18 protein-coding genes and 1 pseudogene are annotated in these 24012 nt (G+C 38.0%); 11 read left to right on the top strand and 8 right to left on the bottom strand.

From position 1 onward, the window contains the following. Positions 1-7: 7 nt before the first annotated feature. The 5 genes from DV417_RS06995 to DV417_RS06975 all read left to right on the top strand — a co-directional run bounded on the left by DV417_RS06995 (position 8) and on the right by DV417_RS06975 (position 11201). A complete protein-coding gene (locus tag DV417_RS06995) occupies positions 8-2698 on the top strand; it encodes a lactoferrin/transferrin family TonB-dependent receptor (protein ID WP_065246137.1) in 2691 nt (896 codons plus the stop codon). Between the two features lie 192 nt (positions 2699-2890). Further along, complete coding sequence (dnaA, locus tag DV417_RS06990; protein ID WP_118803187.1) at positions 2891-4255, top strand: chromosomal replication initiator protein DnaA; 1365 nt, start codon at positions 2891-2893, stop codon at positions 4253-4255. Positions 4256-4268: 13 nt separating this feature from the next. Further along, positions 4269-5369, top strand: coding sequence for a DNA polymerase III subunit beta (dnaN, locus tag DV417_RS06985; protein ID WP_009499821.1), 1101 nt, complete (start codon positions 4269-4271; stop codon positions 5367-5369). Between the two features lies 1 nt (position 5370). Beyond that, positions 5371-6450: a DNA replication/repair protein RecF gene (recF, locus tag DV417_RS06980; RefSeq protein WP_118788860.1), complete on the top strand. Its 1080-nt coding sequence runs from the start codon at positions 5371-5373 to the stop codon at positions 6448-6450. Between the two features lie 242 nt (positions 6451-6692). After that, positions 6693-11201 (top strand): S6 family peptidase, encoded by a 4509-nt coding sequence (locus tag DV417_RS06975; RefSeq protein WP_118879213.1) that lies wholly within the window; start codon positions 6693-6695, stop codon positions 11199-11201. Between the two features lie 285 nt (positions 11202-11486). Here DV417_RS06975 and mtr read toward each other — a convergent pair whose 3' ends face one another. Next, on the bottom strand, positions 11487-12743 hold the full coding sequence (gene mtr, locus DV417_RS06970; RefSeq protein ID WP_118879212.1) for a tryptophan permease: 1257 nt from the start codon (positions 12741-12743) through the stop codon (positions 11487-11489). A gap of 120 nt (positions 12744-12863) precedes the next feature. On the opposite strand from mtr, the gene DV417_RS06965 reads away from it, so the two are divergent. Beyond that, the gene (locus DV417_RS06965) at positions 12864-13643 is read left to right on the top strand and encodes a M48 family metallopeptidase (protein ID WP_118879211.1); all 780 of its coding nucleotides are present in this window, start codon (positions 12864-12866) and stop codon (positions 13641-13643) included. Positions 13644-13689: 46 nt separating this feature from the next. On the opposite strand, the pseudogene DV417_RS06960 reads toward DV417_RS06965, so the two are convergent. From DV417_RS06960 to mepM, 4 genes and pseudogenes are all read right to left on the bottom strand, one after another. Beyond that, a pseudogene (locus DV417_RS06960) lies at positions 13690-13776 on the bottom strand (IS3 family transposase); the annotation flags it as partial. A gap of 109 nt (positions 13777-13885) precedes the next feature. Continuing rightward, complete coding sequence (locus DV417_RS06955) at positions 13886-14161, bottom strand: hypothetical protein (RefSeq protein ID WP_118879210.1); 276 nt, start codon at positions 14159-14161, stop codon at positions 13886-13888. 141 nt (positions 14162-14302) lie between these two features. Beyond that, the gene (locus tag DV417_RS06950; RefSeq protein WP_118879209.1) at positions 14303-14593 is read right to left on the bottom strand and encodes a helix-turn-helix domain-containing protein; all 291 of its coding nucleotides are present in this window, start codon (positions 14591-14593) and stop codon (positions 14303-14305) included. 140 nt (positions 14594-14733) lie between these two features. Further along, positions 14734-16203, bottom strand: a complete 1470-nt coding sequence (gene mepM, locus DV417_RS06945) for a murein DD-endopeptidase MepM (RefSeq protein ID WP_192878564.1) — start codon at positions 16201-16203, stop codon at positions 14734-14736. A 177-nt stretch (positions 16204-16380) separates the two neighbouring features. Between mepM and znuC the strand changes: the two genes are divergently transcribed. The 5 genes from znuC to tilS all read left to right on the top strand — a co-directional run bounded on the left by znuC (position 16381) and on the right by tilS (position 21240). Next, a complete protein-coding gene (gene znuC / locus DV417_RS06940) occupies positions 16381-17187 on the top strand; it encodes a zinc ABC transporter ATP-binding protein ZnuC (protein WP_118859613.1) in 807 nt (268 codons plus the stop codon). After that, positions 17187-17972 carry a zinc ABC transporter permease subunit ZnuB gene (znuB, locus tag DV417_RS06935; protein WP_005633994.1) on the top strand — a complete coding sequence of 262 codons (786 nt, stop codon included), beginning with the start codon at positions 17187-17189 and terminating at the stop codon, positions 17970-17972. Before znuC ends, znuB begins: the two co-directional genes overlap by 1 nt. Positions 17973-18060: 88 nt before the next feature. Beyond that, a complete protein-coding gene (gene accA, locus DV417_RS06930; protein ID WP_005633993.1) occupies positions 18061-19008 on the top strand; it encodes an acetyl-CoA carboxylase carboxyl transferase subunit alpha in 948 nt (315 codons plus the stop codon). Between the two features lie 73 nt (positions 19009-19081). Further along, positions 19082-19948, top strand: a complete 867-nt coding sequence (pdxY, locus tag DV417_RS06925) for a pyridoxal kinase (protein WP_118879207.1) — start codon at positions 19082-19084, stop codon at positions 19946-19948. Further along, entirely contained in the window at positions 19948-21240 is a 1293-nt protein-coding gene (gene tilS, locus DV417_RS06920; protein WP_118879206.1) for a tRNA lysidine(34) synthetase TilS, read from the top strand. The genes pdxY and tilS overlap by 1 nt, the downstream gene beginning before the upstream one ends. A gap of 7 nt (positions 21241-21247) precedes the next feature. Here the strand turns inward: tilS and mutH are convergent, their stop codons facing one another. The 3 genes from mutH to DV417_RS06905 all read right to left on the bottom strand — a co-directional run bounded on the left by mutH (position 21248) and on the right by DV417_RS06905 (position 23912). Then, on the bottom strand, positions 21248-21919 hold the full coding sequence (gene mutH / locus DV417_RS06915) for a DNA mismatch repair endonuclease MutH (protein WP_118879205.1): 672 nt from the start codon (positions 21917-21919) through the stop codon (positions 21248-21250). Next, a complete protein-coding gene (locus tag DV417_RS06910; RefSeq protein ID WP_118879204.1) occupies positions 21916-22455 on the bottom strand; it encodes a methylated-DNA--[protein]-cysteine S-methyltransferase in 540 nt (179 codons plus the stop codon). The genes mutH and DV417_RS06910 overlap by 4 nt, the downstream gene beginning before the upstream one ends. Before the next feature lie 74 nt (positions 22456-22529). Next, on the bottom strand, positions 22530-23912 hold the full coding sequence (locus tag DV417_RS06905) for an outer membrane protein transport protein (protein WP_118879203.1): 1383 nt from the start codon (positions 23910-23912) through the stop codon (positions 22530-22532). Positions 23913-24012 lie beyond the last annotated feature (100 nt).

The raw sequence follows: 24012 nt of genomic DNA, 5'->3' as shown, positions 1-24012 counted from the left end.
ACTGAAAATGACTAAAAAATCCTATTTTTGCTTAAGCATGCTCTCTTGCATTTTAATTTCACACTATGCAAAAGCAGAAACTAAAAGTACGAAAGACACTGAATTGGAAACTATATCAGTCACTGCAGAAAAAGTAAGAGATCGTAAAGATAATGAAGTAACAGGCCTCGGAAAAATTATCAAAACTAGCGAAAGTATTAGCCGAGAACAAGTATTAAACATTCGAGATCTAACTCGCTATGATCCAGGCATTTCAGTTGTCGAACAAGGCCGCGGTGCAAGCTCTGGGTATTCTATTCGTGGTATGGACAGAAATAGAGTTGCTTTATTAGTAGATGGTTTACCTCAAACGCAATCTTATGTAGTACAGAGCCCTTTAGTTGCTCGTTCAGGATATTCTGGCACTGGTGCAATTAATGAAATTGAATATGAAAATGTAAAAGCTGTCGAAATAAGCAAAGGGGGCAGTTCTTCTGAGTATGGTAATGGAGCACTAGCTGGTTCTGTAACATTTCAAAGCAAATCAGCAGCCGATATCTTAGAAGGAGACAAATCATGGGGAATTCAAACTAAAAATGCTTATTCAAGCAAAAATAAAGGCTTTACCCATTCTTTAGCTGTAGCTGGAAAACAAGGGGGATTTGAAGGGGTCGCTATTTACACTCAACGAAATTCAGTAGAAACACAAATCCATCCAGACGCATTAAAAGGCGTACAAAGTTATGATCGATTAATCGCTAAAACAGATACATCTTCGGGGTACTTTGTGATGGAAAATGAGTGTCCAAATGGTTATAACAATTGCAAAACCTCAGCCAAACCACCTGCGACTTTATCCTCCCAAAGAGAAACTGTAAGTGTTTCAGATTATACGGGGGCTAACCGTATCAAACCTAATCCAATGAAATATGAAAGCCAATCTTGGTTTTTAAGAGGCGGTTATCATTTTTCTGAACAACACTATATCGGTGGTATTTTTGAATTCACACAACAAAAATTTGATACCCGAGATATGACATTTCCAGCTTATTTAAGCCCAACAGAAGGAAGGGATTTAAGCAGTCGTTCTTTTTATCCAATGCAAGATTATGGTGCATATCAACATATTGATGATGGCCGAGGCGTTAAATATGCGAGTGGGCTTTATTTCGATGAACACCATAGAAAACAGCGTGTAGGTATTGAATATATTTACGAAAATAAGAACAAAGCTGGAATCATTGACAAAGCAGTGTTAAGTGCTAATCAACAAAACATCATACTTGACAGTTATATGCAACATACGCATTGCAGTCTTTATCCTAATCCAAGTAAGAATTGCCGCCCAACACTTGATAAACCTTATTCATACTATCATTCTGATAGAAATGTTTATAAAGAAAAACACAACATGTTGCAATTGGATTTAGAGAAAAAAATTCAACAAAATTGGCTTACTCACCAAATTGTCTTCAATCTTGGTTTTGATGACTTTACTTCAACGCTTCAGCACAAAGATTATTTAACTCGACGTGTTATCGCTACGGCAAATAGTATTTCAGAGCAAGCTGGTGAAACAAGAAGAAATGGTTTATCCTCACAACCTTACTTATATCCAAAACCAAATGCATATTTTGCAGGACAAGATTTTTGTGATTATCAAGGTAACTCCTCTAATTACAGAGACTGTAAAGCTCGATTAATTAAAGGGAAAAATTATTATTTTGCAGCACGCAATAATATGGCATTAGGGAAATACGTTGATTTAGGTTTAGGTATTCGGTATGACGTATCTCGTACAAAAGCTAATGAATCAACTATTAGTGTTGGTAAATTTAAAAATTTCTCTTGGAATACTGGTATTGTCATAAAACCAACCGAATGGCTTGATCTTTCTTATCGACTTTCTACTGGATTTAGAAATCCTAGTTTTGCTGAAATGTATGGATGGCGGTATGGTGGCAATAATACCGATGTTTATGTAGGTAAATTTAAGCCTGAAACATCTCGTAACCAAGAGTTTGGTATCGCTCTAAAAGGGGACTTTGGTAATATTGAGATCAGTCATTTTAGTAATGCTTATCGAAATCTTATCGCCTTTGCTGAAGAACTTAATAAAAATGGAGTTGGAAAGGGCAATTATGGATATCATAATGCACAAAATGCCAAATTAGTTGGCATAAATATAACTGCGCAATTAGATTTTAATGGTTTATGGAAACGTATTCCCTACGGTTGGTATGCAACATTTGCTTATAACCGAGTAAAAGTTAAAGATCAAAAAATCAATGCTGGTTTAGCCTCCGTAAGCAGTTATTTATTTGACGCTATTCAACCCAACCGTTATATCTTTGGTTTAGGCTATGATCATCCAAGTAATACTTGGGGAGTAAATGCTATCTTTACCCAATCAAAAGCAAAATCTCAAAGTGAATTGCTAGGACAACGTGCATTGGGTAGCAATTCAAGGGATGTAAAATCAACAAAAAAACTTACTCGGGCATGGCATACCTTAGATGTATCAGGTTATTACATGGTGAATAAAAATATTATGCTTCGATTAGGGATATATAATTTATTCAACTATCGTTATGTCACTTGGGAAGCTGTACGCCAAAGTGCACTAGGAGCGATCAATCAACATCAAAATGTTGGTAACTATACTCGCTACGCAGCACCAGGACGAAACTATACCTTAACATTAGAAATGAAATTCTAAATTAAAGTGCGCCAGATGGACTAGACATGCTATATCTATACCTTACTGGCGCATCTTTTTCTGTTCTATAATCTGGTTAAGTGAAAAACCAAACTTGGATTTTTTTAGAAGATCTTTCCACGCATTTATTGTAAAATCTCTACCAATTTTTACCGCACTTTTCTCTATTACAAAAACAACAAGGATCCTTTTGTGAATCTCTCAAATCTTTGGCAAAGTTGCCTGTTACAACTTCAAGATCAAGTTTCAGCCAGCGATCTTAGCACTTGGCTTCGTCCTTTACAGGCTGATGTGGTAGCGGATAACCACATTGTTTTATATGCTTCTAATATGTTTGTGAAAGGTTGGGTGGAAACTCATTATCTCGCACAAATCCAGCAAATTTGTCAAACACTTGCACAAAATCCTGAACTGCGTATTTCTTTAAAAGAAGGGGTCAAGCCTGCACCCAAAGTAGTGGACAGTGCACCAAGTGGCACGCCTAAAACAGAAAGTGCGGCAGATTTTCAAGCTGAATCTAGTGCTTCAGTAAAATTTGAATCGCATCTAAATACTAAACACTTATTTGATAACTTTGTTGAAGGTAAATCGAACCAACTCGCACGCGCAGTCGGTCAAAAACTTGCTCAAGCGCCAGGCGAACCTTCGGCCAATCCTTTCTTTTTATATGGTGGTACTGGCTTAGGTAAAACCCACTTGTTACACGCGATTGGCAACGGCATTTTAGCCAATAAACCGAATGCGCGTGTGCTTTATATTCACGCAAATAACTTTATGCAACATATGGTAAAAGCAGTGCGTGATAATAAAATGGATCAGTTCAAAAAATTCTATCGTTCTCTCGATGCGCTTTTAGTGGATGATATTCAATTTTTCGCTGAAAAAGAAAAAACTCAAGAAGAATTTTTCCATATATTCAATAACTTATTTGAAACGGGTCGCCAAATCATCTTAACATCAGATCGTTATCCTAAAGAAATTGAAAAAATTGAAGAACGTTTAAAATCACGTTTTGGCTGGGGCTTAACAACAGCCATTGAGCCGCCCGATCTTGAAACGCGTGTAGCGATTTTATTGAAAAAGGCGGAAGAACATAATATGAACTTGCCAGAAGAAGTCGCTTTCTTCATTGCTCAACGCTTGCGTACCAACGTGCGTGAACTCGAAGGGGCGTTAAATCGCGTGAAAGCAATGCAAGACTTCAAAGGCGGTGACATTGATATTGATTTCGTGCGTGACACCTTAAAAGATATTTTGGCTCTTCAAGAACGCTTGGTTACCATTGAAAACATTCAAAAGGTAGTGGCTGAATATTATCGAATTAAGGTTTCAGATTTAAAATCAAAAAGTCGTGCGCGTTCAGTGACTCGTCCTCGCCAAATTGCCATGGCATTAGCAAAAGAATTAACAAACCGCAGTTTGCCTGAAATTGGTCGCGCATTTGACCGTGATCATACGACCGTATTAAACGCTTGCCGCGAAGTACCAAAATTCCGCGAGCAAGACAATAGCATTCAAGAAGATTGGGCGAATTTAATCCGCACTTTGTCCGCATAAAAAGGAGAACGCAATGCAATTTAGTATTTCAAGAGAAAATTTATTAAAACCGTTGCAGCAAGTATGTGGCGTATTGAGTAATCGCCCAAATATTCCAGTATTAAACAACGTTCTGTTGCAAATTGAAGATAATCGATTGACTATCACGGGCACAGATTTGGAAGTCGAATTATCGAGTCAAACTCAGCTTTCATCGTCTTCTGAAAATGGCACTTTTACGATTCCAGCAAAAAAATTCTTAGATATTTGCCGCACTTTATCTGATGATTCAGAAATCACGGTTACTTTTGAAGAAGACCGTGCGTTAGTACAATCTGGGCGTAGCCGTTTTACACTTACAACTCAACCTGCAGAAGAATATCCAAACCTCACGGATTGGCAGTCTGAAGTAGATTTTGAACTACCGCAAAATACCTTGCGCCGTTTAATTGAAGCCACTCAATTTTCCATGGCAAACCAAGATGCCCGCTATTTCTTAAATGGTATGAAGTTTGAAACAGAAGGCAATTTATTGCGTACAGTGGCGACAGATGGCCATAGACTTGCAGTCTGCACCATCTCGCTTGAGCAAGAATTACAAAATCATTCTGTGATTTTACCGCGTAAAGGCGTGTTAGAACTGGTTCGTTTATTAGAAACAAGCGATGAACCTGCACGTTTACAAATCGGTACCAACAATTTACGTATTCATCTAAAAAACATTGTATTTACATCAAAATTAATTGATGGTCGTTTCCCTGACTATCGCCGAGTGCTGCCTCGTAATGCAACGAAAATTGTCGAAGGCAGCTGGGAAATTCTTAAACAAGCCTTTGTTCGCGCATCAATTTTATCGAATGAGCGTGTGCGTAGCGTGCGTTTAAATTTAAGCGAAAACCAACTAAAAATTACCGCCTCCAACACCGAACATGAAGAAGCGGAAGAAATCGTGGATGTCAATTACAATGGCGAAGAATTAGAAGTGGGATTTAATGTCACCTATATTCTTGATGTTTTAAATGCGCTTAAATGCAATCAAGTTCGCATGCGCTTAACTGATGCCTCTTCTAGTTGCTTAATTGAAAACTGCGAAGACAGCAGCAGCGAATATGTAATTATGCCAATGCGTTTATAATATGGCGATTTCGCGCTTACTGGTCGAAAAATTTCGTAACTTAACAGCCGTGGATCTTGATTTTGATCCCGGCTTTAACTTTTTGGTCGGCAACAATGGCAGCGGGAAAACAAGCTTATTAGAAGCCATTTTTTATCTTGGTCACGGACGCTCATTCAAAAGTGCGGTAACAAATCGCATCATTTCTTACGACGAACCTCACTTTACCTTATTTGGACAAATCCAAGAAAGCCAACATCAATGGTCTGTGGGATTACAAAAACTTCGTCAAGGCAACACGTTAGTAAAAATTAACGGAGAAGATGGCAATAAAATTTCCGATCTTGCTCATCTTTTGCCAATGCAATTAATCACCCCAGAAGGCTTAACCTTACTGAATGGGGGGCCAAGTTATCGCCGAGCATTTTTGGATTGGGGACTTTTTCACCATCAAACAAGTTTTTATGCGGCTTGGAGCAACCTTAATCGATTACTCAAACAAAGAAATGCAGCACTTGCACAAAATCAGCCCTACTCCGCTATTAAAGTTTGGGATGTCGAGCTTGCCAAACTCGCTCATCAAGTGAGTCAATGGCGTGCCGAATATGCAGAAGCACTACGCCCTGAAATCGAGCAAACTTGCCAACTTTTTCTCCCTGAATTAGAAATTAATGTCAGCTTTCATCAAGGCTGGGAAAAAAATACGGATTACGCTGAGGTTCTTGAGCAAAATTTTGAACGAGATCGTGTCTTAAATTACACATTTTCTGGACCTCAAAAAGCTGATTTTCGTTTCAAAGCACAGGGATTGCCAGTGGAAGATGTACTTTCTCGCGGACAGCTTAAACTTTTAATGTGTGCATTGAGACTGGCTCAAGGCGAGCATTTAATGAAAGAAAAACAACGCCATTGTATTTTTTTGATCGATGATTTTGCATCAGAATTAGATCAATATAAACGAGCACTGTTGGCAGAACGATTACAACAAAGCGGTTCACAAGTATTTGTTACAGCCATTACTCAAGAACAACTAAAAGAGATGCAAGTCGAAAACAGAAAAACGTTTTCAGTCGATAATGGAATCATTAAAACCTTAGATTAGCTCCCAAAGTGCGGTGAAAAATAATTGAATTTTTAAAAGTTAGACATAATTATCATTAGCCAGTAATTTATTAGTGAATATAATTCACTTTTTGAACAATTTATGGTAGAAAAACGCCCCTAAAATAAAACTGACAAATTAACACCGCAACACATCTTCAAGATTTGAATCACCTCATAGCCGTATATAAAACTGGTCCTATCAAATCTACTTTTTAAAATCAATTTATAAGGACAACCAATATGCTAAATAAAAAATTCAAACTTAACTTTATTGCCCTAACTGTCGCCTATGCGCTAACCCCTTATACAGAAGCCGCATTAGTTAGAGACGATGTGGATTATCAAATATTCCGTGATTTTGCAGAAAACAAAGGAATGTTCTCTGTGGGGGCAACAAATGTGCTGGTAAAGGATAAAAATAATAAAGATTTGGGCACGGCCTTACCTAACGGTATTCCGATGATTGATTTTAGTGTGGTAGATGTAGATAAACGAATTGCCACGTTGGTGAATCCGCAATACGTAGTAGGTGTAAAACACGTTGGTGATAATGTGAGCGAACTTCATTTTGGGAATTTGAATGGGCATAGGGAACGAGGTAATGCTAAGTCACACCGAGATGTATCGTCCGAAGAAAACCGATATTACACCGTTGAAAAAAATAGTTTTCCTTCTGAATTGACGAGAGATCCTATAACTAAAGAAGAACATTCTCAAAAACGCCGTGAAGACTACTATATGCCGCGCCTTGATAAATTTGTGACCGAAGTCGCTCCTATTGAGCCATCAACCGAAAGTAGCAATAAGGGCGAATATAACAACGCCGATAAATATCCTGCTTTTGTAAGACTTGGAAGTGGTAGTCAATTTATTTATAAAAAAGGAAATAATTACAGCTTAATTTTAGATAACCATGAGGTTGGAGGGGATAATCTAAAATTGGTTGGTGACGCCTATACTTATGGTATTGCTGGAACGCCTTATAAAGTGAATCATACAGACGATGGACTCATTGGGTTTGGTGACTCAACCGAAGATCACAACGATCCAAAAGAGATATTATCTCGTAAACCGCTTACTAATTACGCTGTTTTGGGAGATAGCGGCTCACCGTTATTTGTTTATGATAAATCTAAAGAGAAATGGCTTTTCCTTGGTGCTTATGATTTTTGGGGAGGGTATAAGAAAAAATCTTGGCAAGAGTGGAATATTTATAAGCCAGAATTTGCAGAAGAAATTTATAAGAAAAATAATGCGGGTTCATTAACAGGCTCTTCCGAATCCTATAATTGGAAAACTTCAAATGACTCAAGTGTTATTTATAATGATGCTATTTCTTTGAATAAGATAAATAACAAGAATGTTACCTTTAATGGAAATGGAACAATTACTTTAGAGAATAATATCAATCAAGGCGCAGGTGGATTGTTCTTTAAGGGTAATTATACAGTTGAAGGCACTTCCAACGATACTACTTGGCAAGGAGCGGGTGTATCTGTCGAAAAAGGAAATACCGTTGTATGGAAAGTGCATAATCCTCAATATGATCGATTAGCTAAAATTGGTGAAGGTACTTTAGTTGTACAAGGAAAAGGAGAAAACAAAGGGCAACTAAAAGTAGGAGATGGAAAAGTTATCCTAAAACAAGAGGCTGATTCTTCGGGAAAAGTTAAAGCTTTCTCTATGCTTGGAATTGTAAGCGGTCGCCCAACTGTTGTTCTCACAGATGAAAAACAAGTAGATCCTAGCTCTATTTACTTTGGATTTAGAGGGGGACGATTAGATTTAAACGGTAATTCACTTAAATTTGATCACATTAGAAATATTGATGAGGGAGCTAGATTAGTTAATCACAATACCAGTAAATCCTCTAATGTAACTATTACTGGGGATAATTTGATTACTGAACTAGGCAAGATAACTATATATCGCCCACAACCTGAAGAGGTAGAACGACCTTTTCTTAATCGAGCCGCGAAATATGGACAAAACCTTTATTACAGTAATTATTGCTATAAATATTACACATTAAAAAAATCAGGTAGCCTCCGCGCTGAAATGCCTTGCAATGGAAAAGAAAGTAATCAAGATTGGCTATATATGGGTGAAAATGAAACAGATGCCAAAATAAATGTAATGAATCATATCAACAATGAGCGTATGAATGGTTTTAATGGCTACTTTGGTGAAGATGATGGTAAAGGTACAAATGGTGAATTAAATATCACTTTTAGCGGTAAAACCGATCAAAATCGCTTTTTATTGACAGGCGGAACAAACCTTAACGGTGAATTAAAAGTTGAAAAAGGTACATTATTCCTTTCTGGCAGACCTACACCACACGCAAGAGATATTGCTAATATTTCTTCAACGGAAAAAGATCAACACTTTACTGAAAATAATGAAGTGGTGGTAGAAAATGACTGGATTGACCGCACTTTTAAAGCAACCTCAATGAAAGTGAGTGGCAATGCCTCACTTTATTCAGGTCGCAATGTTGAAAGCATTACTTCAAATATCACAGCTTCTGATAATGCAAAAGTGCATATTGGCTATAAAACAGGCGACACAGTTTGTGTGCGTTCAGACTATACGGGCTATGTAACTTGTACTAATAACCAATTATCTGATAAAGCATTAAAGAGTTTTTCACCTACCAATATGCACGGCGATGTAAATTTAACAGGTAATTCTGTGTTTACATTAGGTAAAGCTAATCTATTCGGTACAATTCACAGCACAGAACAAAGTGCGGTGCATTTTGAGTCAAATAGTCAATGGCATTTAACCGGGAATAGCCAAGTTAACCAATTAGTAATGAATGGGGGGGATATTCATCTCAATGCTAATAATGCCCTAGAAACCACAACGGCTTACAACCAATTAACCGTAAATAATCTTTCAGGACAAGGGAGATTTTATTATTTCACCGATTTAAGCCGCCAACAAGGCGATAAAGTCGTGGTAAATCAATCCGCAAGCGGTCAATTTACCCTTCACGTTCGCAATAAAACAGGTGAACCAAAATACGATGCGTTGGAATTATTTAATGCTTCCACAGCACAACACAATAATTTAACTTTAACGCTAGATGGAGGAAAAGTCGATTTAGGTGCCTACAGTTATACACTTCAAGAAAAAGATGGAGTATGGCGACTTTATAATCCAAAAATTGAGGAAGAAATTAAAGCAAAACAGTTGGCTAAACGAACGGATGAACCTCAAAATACGCCTGTGCCAGAGGCACCAAATGTGGCTAGTTCAAACCAAAACGATCCTAATTTTAGTCGTACAGAAATTGGCAACTCAACTAAAATTGAAGCACCTCAATTCGTGATGCTTACTTATAAAGATCCTAACGGAAATATTTTAGCTGAAACAGTCGTATTAAAAACTTCATTTGATGAAAATACTGCGAAGAACCAAAAATCTTTTACAGGCTTAATTGTAGATTCAATTAAACCAAATGGTACCAATGCTTATGTGATCACCTATAAAAAAGATGACACTCAAGCATTAGCCGAAGCCGCACGTCAAGCGGAAGAAGCTCGTAGAGCTGAAGAAGCTCGTAAAGCTGAAGAAGCTCGTAAAGCTGAAGAAGCTCGTAAAGCTGAAGAAGCTCGTAAAGCTGAAGAAGCTCGTAAAGCTGAAGAAGCTCGTAAAGCTGAAGAAGCTCGTAAAGCTGAAGAAGCTCGTAAAGCTGAAGAAGCTCGTAAAGCTGAAGAAGCTCGTAAAGCTGAAGAAGCTCGTAAAGCTGAAGAAGTTCGTAAAGCTGAAGAAGTTCGTAAAGCTGAAGAAGCTCGTAAAGCTGAAGAAGTTCGTAAAGCTGAAGAAGTTCGTAAAGCTGAAAAATTACCTCAGAATGAACAACGCGATCTCATTAGTAAAAATACCAATGCTGTACTTTCTGACTCAATGGCAAAAGCACAATTTGTTGCATTAAATGTTGGAAAAGCGATTTCTCAACATATTAATCAACTAGAAATGAATAATGAGGGGCAATATAGCATTTGGGTATCTAATTCTTCGATGAACGAAAATTATTCCTCAAGCCAATATCGTCGTTTTAGTTCTCAAAGTGTAAGAAACCAGTTAGGCTTAGATAAATCTGTTACAAAAAATATTCAACTAGGCGGTATATTGACTTACGTTCGGAATAGTAACAACCTTGATGAGGCAACAAGTAAAACTACTCTAGCACAAGTTAATTTCTATTCTAAATATTATGCGGATAATCATTGGTATTTTGGCATTGATTTAGGCTACGGCAAGTTCCAAAGCAACCTACGAACCAATAATAATGCTAAATTTGATCGTCATACAACACAAATAGGCTTAATAGCTGGTAAAGCATTTAACATAGGGAATTTTGGAGTTAAACCAAGTGTAGGCATTCGTTATAGCTACTTATCAAGCTCTAATTTTGCATTAGGTCAAGATCGCATTAAAGTAAACCCTATATCCGTCAAAACAACCTTTGCTCAACTTGATTTAAGTTATACCTATAACTTAGGCGAGTTTTCTATTACACCAATTTTATCTGCTCGATATGATGTAAATCAAGGAAACGGAAAAATTAATGTAAATGGATATGATTTTTCTTACAACGTTGAAAATCAACAACAATATAATGCTGGCCTTAAATTGAAATACCATAATGTAAAATTAAGTTTAATTGGCGGATTAACAAAAGCGAAACAAGCAGAGAAACAAAAAGCTGCTGAAGTAAAACTAAGTTTTAGTTTTTAATACGCCTATTTGAATTAGCGTTATAGATTGCAAAGCCCTATGTATGATTTGCACCCCAAAAGTTGAACGAAACAATCAACTGATTAAGGTGCAAATTTTTTATGGTTAAATCCCCCGTCATTTAAACAACAAGTGATCAATTTTTGATCTTTAACACAGTAAAAATTGCTTTCAGTGTAAAATAAAAGGACTAAGTCCTGTGAATTACAGAACTCAGTCCTTAATTTAACAATCTAACTTTTTGAGAGTTAATCAGTTATACACCTTTATTGTATCGAGTAAAACTTATCCTGTGAAATTGGCAAACCATCCTAAGTTTGCACCGACTTGTGCCACAATGTTTAACACACCGAATAAGATCACAAAGCCAATCATAAAATTGCCACCGTAAACTTTATAACTCGCTTGTGGGAACTTTTGACGGCTTGCTTTAGCAAGAAGTGCAGGTACAATTGCAGCCCAAATGGTTGCAGCTAACCCAGCATAACCAATGGCAATCACAAAACCATAAGGGAATTGTAGGCTTAGCAATAATGGCGGTAAAAAAGTAACGAGTGTTGTTTTTGTTCTACCAGATAAGCTGTCGTCAAATTTAAACAGATCAGCAATATAGTCAAATAAACCTAAAGTTACGCCTAAGAATGATGTGGCAATCGCCATATAAGCAAAGAAATTTAATGCGACGGCAAGGTATTCCACTTCAATATATTTATGTAATGCCTCTAGTAATGCGGAAACATCACCGCCTTTTTCAATTACTGGAGCAAATTCGTTGCGTGGCAAATTACCTTGCACAGCAAGTTGCCATAAAATATAAATTACGAGTGCTAACCCCGTACCAATAAAGATTGATTTCATGACTCGGCGACCATCACGATTGTAATATTTTACTAAGCTCGGTACATTTCCATGGAAACCAAAAGACACTAAGCACACTGGAAGTGCGGTGAATAAATAAGGTAAATATGTTTGTTCGCCTTCAGCAACGGTATTGAATAAAACTTCTGTTTTTACAGAGCTTAATAAACCGGTAGTAGAAAGGAAAAAAGCGACCACCATCCCGATAATTAACACGGTTGTGAAACGATCCACCGCTTTGGTTGAAAGCCACACGAAGGCGGCAAGGGTAAGGCAGAAAATTAAAGATCCTGAAGTTCTTCCAATATCCACCGCACTTTCAGCAGAACTGAATGCTTGGTTGAGTAGATTTTGTGTAATGCCTCCGCCAGAGGTGATGTAGGCATAAGTCAAAATATACAAGACGAAAGCAACGGAAAGACCATTGATAATATTCCAACTTTTTCCTAATAAATCTTTAACGATGGTGTCAAAACTTGAACCTGTTGGATAATGTAGATTAGCTTCTAGGATCATTAATCCTGATGTTGTCATACAAAACCAAGTATAAATTAAAGCGAGAATCGAACCAATAAACCATACACCAGCCGTTGAAGTTGGGTTAGCCAGCATGCCCGCACCAATAGCTGTACCCGCGATGATCATCGCACCGCCTAAGAGAGAAGGGGATTTTTGTTGTGTCATAAAATGCCTCTAAAATAAATTTGCACTATTATAGTAGTGCAAAAGGAAAGTGCAATATATTTATATCGACAAAAAATAATAAATTTATATAATCTGCTTCTGTTCAAAAAAGGATCACTTATGAAAAAACAACTTAAAAGTTTTGCTTTTGCGCTATTAGCTAGTTCACTTATCACAGCTTGTGCTGATTCGGCTTCTATAAATCGAGAGGCAGCGAGTAGTTATGCACAAGAAATGGGAAAAATTCGTACTCAGGGGGCAATTGATACTTCATCAAATACCGCAAAACGAATTCACCATGTGTTTCATAAAATGGTGAATTATGCAAACCAAGCTAATGAAACCGGACAGCAATTTAACTGGCAAATTAATGTTATTAAGTCAAAAGAATTGAATGCTTGGGCAATGCCGGGCGGTAAAATGGCATTCTATACTGGGTTGGTTGATACTTTACAACTTAATGATAATGAAATCGCAGTGGTAATGGGGCATGAAATGGCTCATGCATTAAAAGAGCATGGTAAAGCTAAAACTAACTTTGGAACCGTGAGTAATATTGTTGGTGCCATTGGAGGGACAGCATTATCTATTGCAGTTGGGACGGATGTAACTGATTTGGTTTCGCTTACTAAAGATTTTGCTTTAGACAAACCTTATTCTCGTAGTGCTGAAACTGAAGCAGATGAAGTGGGATTAATGTTAATGGCTCGTTCTGGATACAACCCACAAGTGGCGCCAGGATTGTGGCAAAAAATGGCAAAAGTGTCTGGTGGTTCTCGGGGGGTTCTTGATGTGTTAGCTTCTACTCATCCTAGTGATCAGTCTCGTCAAGAAAACTTACAACGTTTATTACCTAAAGCGATGGAGCTTTATAAAGCCGCTAAAGATAAAAATGGCTAAATAAATTTAGTCAAAAAATGATCTGCCCCTAAAAAAATCTGGACGATTAATTCAAGGACTGACAACGATATTGTATCGGACTCAGTCCTTTTAATTTCAGTTGGATTCGACGGTGGTTATAATAGTCAAAATAATCCCTTACCTATTCACCTATCTATTCTTTCGTTTTATTGAGTTATACCCTGCTCGGCAAGTATTCTACGATAAGCACTCATCTGATACTGCCAGCCTTGATCTGAATGTTAAATCAAGCCCTCAACCTTATTCCGGCGTTTGCCCGCCATGTTTAACATTGACTTGTACCCCATCTTTTGCTTTACCGTTACCCATTTTTGATTCGGGGCAGTTATCGTAAAATTACGCTCAAAACGATTCGGGGCAATATGGCCTATTGTGCCTCGATAGGTCATGAATTTCTTGCGTTTTCTTAACCGCACTTGGCGTCCGAGTACCGCATTAGAAGCTGGATTTTCTTGTGATTTAACGTTGGCAGACAGGCTGAACACTTCGGTAGCCATAATCAGGATGATTGGCTTTGATGCATTTAATGGCCTTTTTCAGCTGCTCATCCTTATCTAGTTTAATCTAAAGTTTAGCAAAAAACGTACTACGCGCTAATCGTGCAAAACTCAATAGCCATTTTAACGGATAGCGTGTTCTTAACCTTTGGATAATTTCTGTTGCTCGGCTTCGTCCTGAAGTCTGAGCCTTCTCAACTCCTTTAGGTAAGCTACCTTCGCTTCAAGCTGTAAAATTCTCAGGCGTAAACGCTCTTCTTCAGTTTTGGGTGGCGGTGGCATTTTTGCATATTTAGGTTTCATCGGCGGTCGTCCTGATGGTTTACGGGGAATCAGTCCTTTTATGCCACTTTTTTCAAACCGTTTCAACCACGTCCCGACTAAGGCGTTGGAAGGAATATTGTAAAAACACGCAGCTTCTCTGATACTCATTTTTCCATTCAAAATAGGTTGAAGAGCCTGTAATTTAAATTCGATTGTGTAGTGTTTACCGATAAAAAATCTGCACCTCAATTGTTGGTTTGGTTAGTCCAACTTTTGGGAGCAGATCAAAATGACCGCACTTTATATGACTATAATTTTAACATTAGCTCTGCTTCACGAGCACGAACAAGGAATTGTTTACGTTCGGCAGTTCCCATTCCACTACTTGTGCCAGGTAATTTAACCGTCAACGGATTGACTGCCCGTCCATTAATATGGAATTCATAGTGTAAATGTGGCCCTGTTGAAATTCCGGTATTACCAGAAAGCGCAATTCGCTCACCTTTTTTAATTGCTTGTCCTGCGCGTACAAGAGGTTTACTTAAATGCATATAAACAGTCTCGTACTCACGACCATGACGCATAACAATATAACGTCCAGCGCCACCAGCCTGATATGCGACTTTTTCAACTACGCCATCTGCTGGAGCGATAATCGGTGTACCTTGAGAAACAGAGAAATCCACACCTTTATGCGGTCGTACTCGCCCAGTTACTGGATGACGACGATTTGGATTAAATGGTGAAGAAACGCGTGCTTGTCGTTGCAATGGATAACGAGCAAAACCTTTACCTAAGGTTTCCCCTTGTTGACTGTAGTAACGACCATTAGCAGCCTGAACCGCATAATAACTTTTACCTTCAGATGAAATATGTAATGCTTCAACATTACCTTGACCAGTGAGTTTATCGCCTAAATATTCACGAGAAACTAAAATTGCAAATTTAGTCCCCTTTTTCAACTTCTGAATACTCACTTGCCATTGAAGTGCGCTGGTTAATTGGTTGATTTGACGATTATCCAATCCCTGAGCTTTTAAGCTAGCCGCAAACGTCCCGTTAATTTCACCTTTTAATACTTCTTTTCGCCAAACACTTGTTTTTTCAACAACTTGACGCTTAAATTTGCCACCTTCAACACGTTCATAAATACGTTCTTCTTTTTCAGATACAAGCCAATTTAAATATTCTAGCTCATCATTTTTATCTAAAATCCAATAGAACTGTTGACCCGCTTTCAAATTTGCCAACTCACCGTCCTCAGCAATTAAACGCTGTGCGGTATCATCTTCCAAACCAGAAAGTTCCAATACGTCTTTTAGGCTATCTCCACGCGTCACTGTATGGCTAAATTGATCGGTAATACGAATTGCTTGATCTGCCGCATCTAATAATCCACTTAATGCATCTTGTGCATTTTGCGGCAAATTATCCAGTTCATCTGTTGAAGGCTTCACTTCATCAACTTCATCATCTTTAGCCTGTAATTCATCATCATAAGATGTTGCATCTTCATCATTAAGATGCTCAGTTGCCTGATGCTCTACTGAAGTATGTGCTGTTTTTTCTTCTTGTTTATTTGAGGTATTTAATGATTGATATTTAACATTATCCACCACCGCTGGAATGACTTGTTCCGGTGAATCATGATGTTCTGAATTATCTTTTAGGGTAAGTAAAATCCCTGAGAAAATCAGTAAAATAGCAATAAAAAACACTCCCTCTTTAATACGAGAGCGTTTTTTTCTTCTATCTCTAGCTAATTTTACGTGTTGCACAAGGATTCCTAAAATAAAAAAGTTTTCAGCATTCAGACTACATATTATAAAGAAAATTCATTTCTACGGGAAAAGCATTATTCAAACGCTTAAATATTCGACATTAGGTAGAAAATCTTGAGAATTCTATAAAAATGCGCTATTTTCCCCAACCATTGTTAAAAACACGGCGATTTTATGAATATCACAGCCATTCGCAACGAGCAAAACCTACAACCGCTCATTCAATTAAAAAATATCAATGTGGTTTTCGCACAAAAAACTGCACTACAAAATATTAATTTAAATATTTATCCGAATTCTATTATCACTATTGTTGGGCCAAATGGTGGTGGTAAATCAACGTTATTAAAAACCTTATTAAAACTACAAACGCCTACTTCTGGAGAAGTCATTTACAGTAAAAATGTTCGCATTGGCTATGTTCCACAGAAAATCCATTTGGATCATAGTTTGCCTATTACGGTTGAGCGATTTCTTTCACTAAAAAAAGGTCTTAAAACACAAGAAATATCCACCGCACTTGAGCAACTTTCGATTTCACATTTACGCAAAAGCAATATGCAAAAACTTTCTGGTGGTGAAATGCAACGCGTATTATTGGCGCGTGCAATTTTAAATAAGCCAAATTTACTTGTGCTAGACGAACCCACCCAAGGCGTAGACATTACTGGTCAAGCAGAGCTTTATCAGCTCATTCATCAAACCCAACAAAAACTAAATTGTGCCGTATTGATGGTATCACACGATTTACACATTGTGATGGCGGACAGTAAAGAAGTATTGTGTATTAACCAACATATTTGCTGTGCTGGTACGCCCGATGTTCTGTCAAATGATCCAACATTTATGCGTTTATGGGGAAATCAGCTCGCACAAAATGTCGGCTTTTATACTCATCATCATAATCATCACCATACCTTACACGGTGATGTATGTGGTTGTAATTCATCAGCAGTGCATTGCCAAAATAAGGATAAATAATGTTTGAAATTTTATTTCCTGCCCTTTTAACAGGCATTTTGCTTTCACTTATTACCGCACCACTTGGCGTATTTGTGGTGTGGCGGAAAATGGCTTATTTTGGCGATACTCTTTCTCACTCTGCGTTGCTCGGCGTAGCGTTAGGCATTTTCTTACAAGTCAATCCTTACATTGCGATTGTCGTGCTTACCTTAATTCTTGCTATCGCAATGGTGTGGTTAGAAAGCAATACACAATTTTCGATCGATACCTTGCTCGGCATTATCGCCCATAGCTGTTTATCACTCGGGGTTGTAACCGTAGGATTACTACAGAATGTACGCGTAGATTTGATGAGTTACTTATTTGGGGATTTGCTCGCAATTAATTATACCGATTTAATTTATATTGGAATTGGCGTGATAATTGTGCTTTCAACATTAATTTACTTTTGGCAATCCTTACTTTCCACCACCGTATCGCCAGAACTCGCGCAAGTTGAAGGCATTAATATCAAAAAAATGCGTTTTATTTTAATGATATTAACCGCATTGACTATTGCCTTGAGCATGAAATTTGTCGGTGCATTAATAATCACATCGTTATTAATCATCCCTGCGGCAACCGCTCGTCGTTTTGCGAGAACGCCAGAATCTATGGTGGGCTGGGCGATTGTAGTCAGTATGTTATCAATTATAGCTGGGCTAATATTATCAGCCTTTTATGATACCGCTGCAGGGCCTTCCGTTGTCATTTGCTCAGCGTTTTTATTTGTCTTATCACTCTTCAAAAAAGAGCGATTATAAGCTTGCCCAACCAGTGAAAACCATTTGCGCCACAGTTTAATTCTTGATAAAGTGCGGTCGATTTTTACGGTCTTTTTAGGATAAGAAAATGAGCCAAGAATATTTAGATTTTGAATTGCCGATTGCAGAATTAGAAGCAAAAATTGAAGCATTACGTGCAGCATCGGATGATAAAGTTGATTTAACTGATGAAATCAAGCGCTTACAAAAGAAAAGTAACGAACTCACTAAAAAAACCTTTGCTAACCTTGATGCTTGGCAAGTTTCACGTATGGCGCGTCATCCAAACCGCCCTTATACATTAGATTATATCGAACATATTTTTACTGAATTTGAAGAACTTGCGGGCGATCGCGCATTTGCTAATGATAAAGCTATCGTTGGCGGTCTTGCACGTTTAGATGGTCGCCCAGTTATGGTGATTGGTCATCAAAAAGGTCGTTCCGTAAAAGAAAAAGTACAACGTAATTTTGGTATGCCAGCACCTGAAGGCTATCGTAAAGCTTTACGTTTAATGGAAATGGCCGAACGCTTTAAATTGCCAATTATCACATTTATTGATACTCCGGGAGCTTATCCGGGTATCGGCGCAGAAGAACGTGGTCAAGCGGAAGCTATCGCTCGTAACTTACGCGAAATGGCACAACTTACCGTTCCTGTTATTTGTACCGTTATCGGTGAAGGCGGTTCTGGTGGCGCATTAGCTATTGGCGTGGGCGATAAAGTTAATATGTTGCAGTATTCAACCTATTCTGTTATTTCTCCAGAAGGCTGTGCTTCTATTCTTTGGAAAAGTGCAGAAAAAGCATCAACAGCAGCTGAAGTAATGGGATTAACTGCAAGCCGTTTAAAAGAACTAAATCTTATCGACAGCATTGTGCAAGAACCTTTGGGTGGCGCACATCGCAATTATGCGAAAATGGCTGAAAACTTAAAACTTCGTTTAAAAGAAGATTTAGCAGAGCTCGATGGACTAAATAAAGAAGAATTATTAAATCGACGTTATGAACGTTTAATGTCTTACGGTTATTGCTAACTGACATTATAAAAGAGCGGTGATTTTTGCCGCTCTTTTTTGATCTAAATATAACAACAAAGGAGCAAACATAATGAAAAACGTACTTTCAATCCAATCCCACGTGGTCTATGGTTTTGCGGGTAACAAATCCGCGACTTTTCCAATGCAGTTGTTAGGCGTAGATGTATGGGCATTAAATACCGTTCAATTTTCTAATCACACCCAATATGGAAAATGGACAGGCATGGTCATCCCACAAGAACAAATCCGAGAAATTGTGACCGGACTAGATAACATTGAAAAACTACAAGAATGTGACGCCTTGTTATCTGGTTACTTAGGTTCTGCGGAACAAGTCGATCAAATTCTGTTTGCATTAGAACAAATCAAACTGCGTAATCCAAATGCGCTTTATTTATGTGACCCAGTGATGCCACATCCGAAAAAAATCTGCGTAGTTGCCAATGGTGTTCGCGAAGCACTCATTGAAAAAGCGATTCCAGTGGCAGACATTATGACGCCAAACTTGCATGAATTGCGTCAGCTCACCGAATTCCTAATTAATACCTTTGATGATGTGTTAAAAGCGGTGAATGCGTTAATTGCAAAAGGCGTGAAGAAAGTCCTCGTAAAACATTTGGGCAGTGCGGGTAAAATTAACGATCCTGATACATTTGAAATTATTATGGCAACCCCTGAAGGTGTTTGGCATTTAAGCCGTCCGCTTTATCAATTCAACTTTGAACCAGTGGGCGTGGGTGATTTAATCGCGGGTACATTCTTAGCAAATTTACTCAATGGCAAATCTGATGTTGAAGCCTTTGAAGCCATGAATAATGAAGTAGCGGGCGTAATGAAAACCACCTTTGAACTAGGTTCTTACGAATTACAAACCATTGCCGCACGTTTTGAAATCCTCAATCCAAACAGCAATTATAAAGCTGAAAAAGTTGCCTAATGGACTTACTTTCAGACATTGAAAAACAACTCAAACAAACCTCTGCTCAAGGGTTTCTTATCGCCTTGAGTGGGGGTTTGGATTCCACAGTACTTCTTTCTTTATTTGCAAAACTTCGTCAAAAACGACCGCACTTACAACCTTTATCTATACGAGCAATCCACATTCATCACGGATTAAGCCAAAACGCAGATAATTGGGCCAAACACTGCCAAAACTTATGTGATCAATTTCAAATTCCATTGGTTATCGAGCGAGTACAAGTAAATAAAACCAATGGCATAGAGGCTGGAGCTCGTGAAGCACGCTATCAAGCTATAAAAAAACTTCTTCAAACACAAGAAATGCTGGTCACAGCGCATCATCTAAACGATCAAACAGAAACATTTTTCTTAGCGTTAAAACGTGGCAGCGGACTACAAGGCTTAGGCGCCATGCAACAACAAAGTGTATTATTCGGCATGCCAATTTTACGTCCTTTGTTAGGCTTTACTCGCACACAGTTAGAAGATTATGCGCAAAAAGAAAAACTCAACTGGATTACAGATGAAAGTAATGAGGATAATCGATACGATCGCAATTTCTTGCGCAATGAAATTTTGCCAGAATTACGTGAACGCTGGGCTCATTTTGATTTAGCCGTGCAACGTTCAGCACAACATTGTTTTGAGCAGCAACAATTAATTAATGATTTATTGAGCGAATCCTTTGCAGAACATTGTCAAATTAAAAACCAATTTAAACTGCTCCAATTTCGCCAATATTCACCCGCAAAACAGACCGCACTTTTGCGTATGTGGCTTGCCAAAAACCAACTTGAAATGCCAAGTAAACGCCAGCTTACACAGCTTATTAATGATGTCGTTTTTGCAAAAGAAGAGGCAAATCCTCAATTTCAGCTTGTAAATAAAGCCATTCGACGTTATCAAGATAGTTTATATTTAACTAAGCCGTTTTCTGATCTAACCAAATACTGCCTGAAATTAGAACAAAACACGTTAAGTTTACCTGATGATTTAGGCAATCTCACTGTGCAAGAAAATGAACATAATCTGATTTTCTACTGGCAGGATTACTCTGTTACGCTGGAAAAAACGGACTTGCCTATTTCTATTCGTTTTGGCTATTCGGGAAAAATTAAACATCATCCGAAACGACCAAGAGAAGATATAAAAAAAATCTGGCAAGAATTAAGCGTACCAGTTTGGGAACGAAATCGAATCCCCTTAATTTTTTACGGCAATGAGCTAAAAAGTGCGGTCGGTTTTTTCCGTGTTTTTGACGAGCCTTAAAATCAAGTTAAAGCGACTTTGTTTCTAAAAATGCGTTTAGAATTTGAGCGGTGAATTCTTTTCTTAGATAAAAACCTAAAGGCAAGGTATCTATAATTTCGCCATTTTTTCCTATGCCTTTTGTCACAGAACGGCTATTTGCACCCTTAGGGCGAAGTTGCATAACCTCGCCAATTCGAGCGGTAATTTGATCCAATTTGCCAAGTACAATTAAATCCATCAATTCTTCCCAATCTTGTTTTAATTGACGTTCTTGCTCAGCGGTTGGCTTCCATAAAATTGGCGCGCCGATATGGCGTTCACATAATGGAATATGACGGCTGCCTTCAATCGGCATCCAAAGTACACAAGAAAGTTTATGGCGAACGTGGGAATTTTCCCATTTAACCCCTGAATTTTGTACCAACGGGGCAAGGCTCACAAAAGTGGTTTCAAGAGGATAACCCTCAGCATTAATCGGTAACGTTTTAAGCTCAACACCTAAATGAGAAAAATCCTGTTCAGCTTTACTCCCTGCCGTTGCGCCTAAAGCGCGCTCTAATAACATCCCCACCCAGCCTTTATCACGTTTTAAATCTGGAGGGATAGGAATATGCAGTTCATCAGCTAACTCCTCAAAAGTTAAGCCTGCAATTGATTGCGCTTGGGAAAGTAATTGTTCAAGAGTTTGTGGAATCATTCGTGATATTTCTTAAAAAAGCGAGGTTTAGTGTTTTCAGTGCCTTTATCAATATAGGGAATTTTCTCTAGCTGTAATAAAAAACGTTTTGCCTCTAAGCCACCACCAAAACCAGTTAAAGTACGATCTTTGCCTAAAATGCGGTGACAAGGAATAATAATACTAATCGGATTACTTCCTACCGCACCACCTACGGCACGAACAGCTTTAGGATTATTAATCCGTAACGCCAGCTCTCCATAACTTGAAAGCTCGCCATAATCAATTTCTCGCAAGGCTTGCCAAATGGCTTGTTGAAACGCTGTGCCTTCTGGTTTTAAGGGAATGTCTGTAAAGCGCTCAACTTCCCCATTAAAATATCGTTCAAAAGCCAACCGCACTTTTTGAAAAACAGGTAATTCATCTTGCTTGTGCCATTTTGGATTAGGTGCATATTGCTCTTTTTCAAAATCAATATGTGTAATACTTTCACCATCAGATAAAATCAAAAGCTTCCCGACGGGTGAAGGATAATAAGTGTAATAAAGTGCGGTCATTTTTAGCCTTGTTTTATAAAAGAAAAGCACACTTCGTGTAGAAGTGTGCTTTATTATCCTTGATTTTTTCTAAATTAGAAACGGTAGTTAATATTTAAACCGTAAAGATTAGCTTTAGAAGTCACTTTAAATTGAGCAGAGCCTTCTTTAAAGCTATTTTTCTTACCACGTAAATGTGAATATCCGAAATCAGCAGATAGATTTGGGGTAAAACGATAAGTTGCACCTAAGCTATACCACATACGATCTGTATCTGGAATTGAAATAGATGGATGATTTACGCTTGCACTCTTATCGTATGCAACGCCTGCTCTCAATGTCAATGCGTCATTTGCATTATAAGAAAAACCTAGAGCATAGCGTGATGCATTACTAAATTTCTCATCCTTATGGAATAAGGTATTACCACTATTACCATATGCAGTTAAGCTTTTTAAGCGTTTCCATTCAGTATATTTATAACTATATTGAACAGCTAATTTATCCGTGATTTTATGGAAACCAGAGAATTCCCAATAAGCTGGTAAATTTAACGTTAAACTTCCTGGCACATTTTTTCCACCAGTGGCTTGACTAATCGGTAAGGAAGTGCCAGAAGCTGCTAAGAGTGGGAGTAATGCATTATAATCAACAGGGAGCTGATTTGAATATTCACCTTTAAATTTAACATTTACAGCAGAGTGATATGCTAAGCCCCAGCGATGGTTTTCATTTAACTTATAAGTTATCCCAGCATTCCAACCTAAGCTCCATTTATCACCTTTAATTTTTGATACAGATGTATTCGCCGGCATATTTGCTAATTGTTCCGCAACAGCGTTTAACTTAACCGCATTAAGAACAGGCAGGGGATTATTTCCTTGAATAGCTTGAGCCTTAGCCTTTAACTTAGGTGCAATCGCTTTTCCACCAATACCTAGATGACGTTCAACTTCTGCATCTGAGTAAATTGCATTTAAACCAAACCCTGCACTAAATCCATAACCAAGATCATATGCCCCACTTAAATTAAAGTTTAATGCTGTCAATTCTGTTCTACCGCCATAAACACCAGCAGCATATTGATTGCCATACTCAGATTTCAAGCCATAATTTACGTTTAATCCGCCACCTAATACGAAACGCTCTGTGACAGGAACAACAGCATACATGTTTGGAACGATTGCATTTGGAATCACATTTTTATGATTAGCAGGTACGCCACCAATAGATCCAGCAACATCAACATCTGCATCAACTAAAATACCACCAACAGAAAACTCTGTTTTTTTAAACTCAGTCATTAACGCAGGGTTGGTAGCCACTACAGATGCATTATCTGCTACTGCTGCATTACCCGCATAAGCCATACCAAGACCTGAAGTCGATACTTCCGCCAATTGAAACGCTGCAGCATTTGCCCCACTAGCTGCTAATAACATCGCTGTTGCTAATACAGATTGATTAAATTTTTTCATTTGGAAACCTTTGTTATAAATAAAAATCTGGGCGATTCTAAAACCCGAATCTATTGAGTGCAAATTCATTTCCTTGTTTTTATTAGAGTTCCGACCAGTT

The sequence above is a fragment of the Haemophilus haemolyticus genome, from assembly GCF_003490935.1.
Taxonomy (GTDB): Bacteria; Pseudomonadota; Gammaproteobacteria; order Enterobacterales; family Pasteurellaceae; genus Haemophilus; species Haemophilus haemolyticus_M.
Note: the sequence above shows the minus strand (reverse complement) of the source record. Positions and strands in the feature narration are given on the sequence as shown.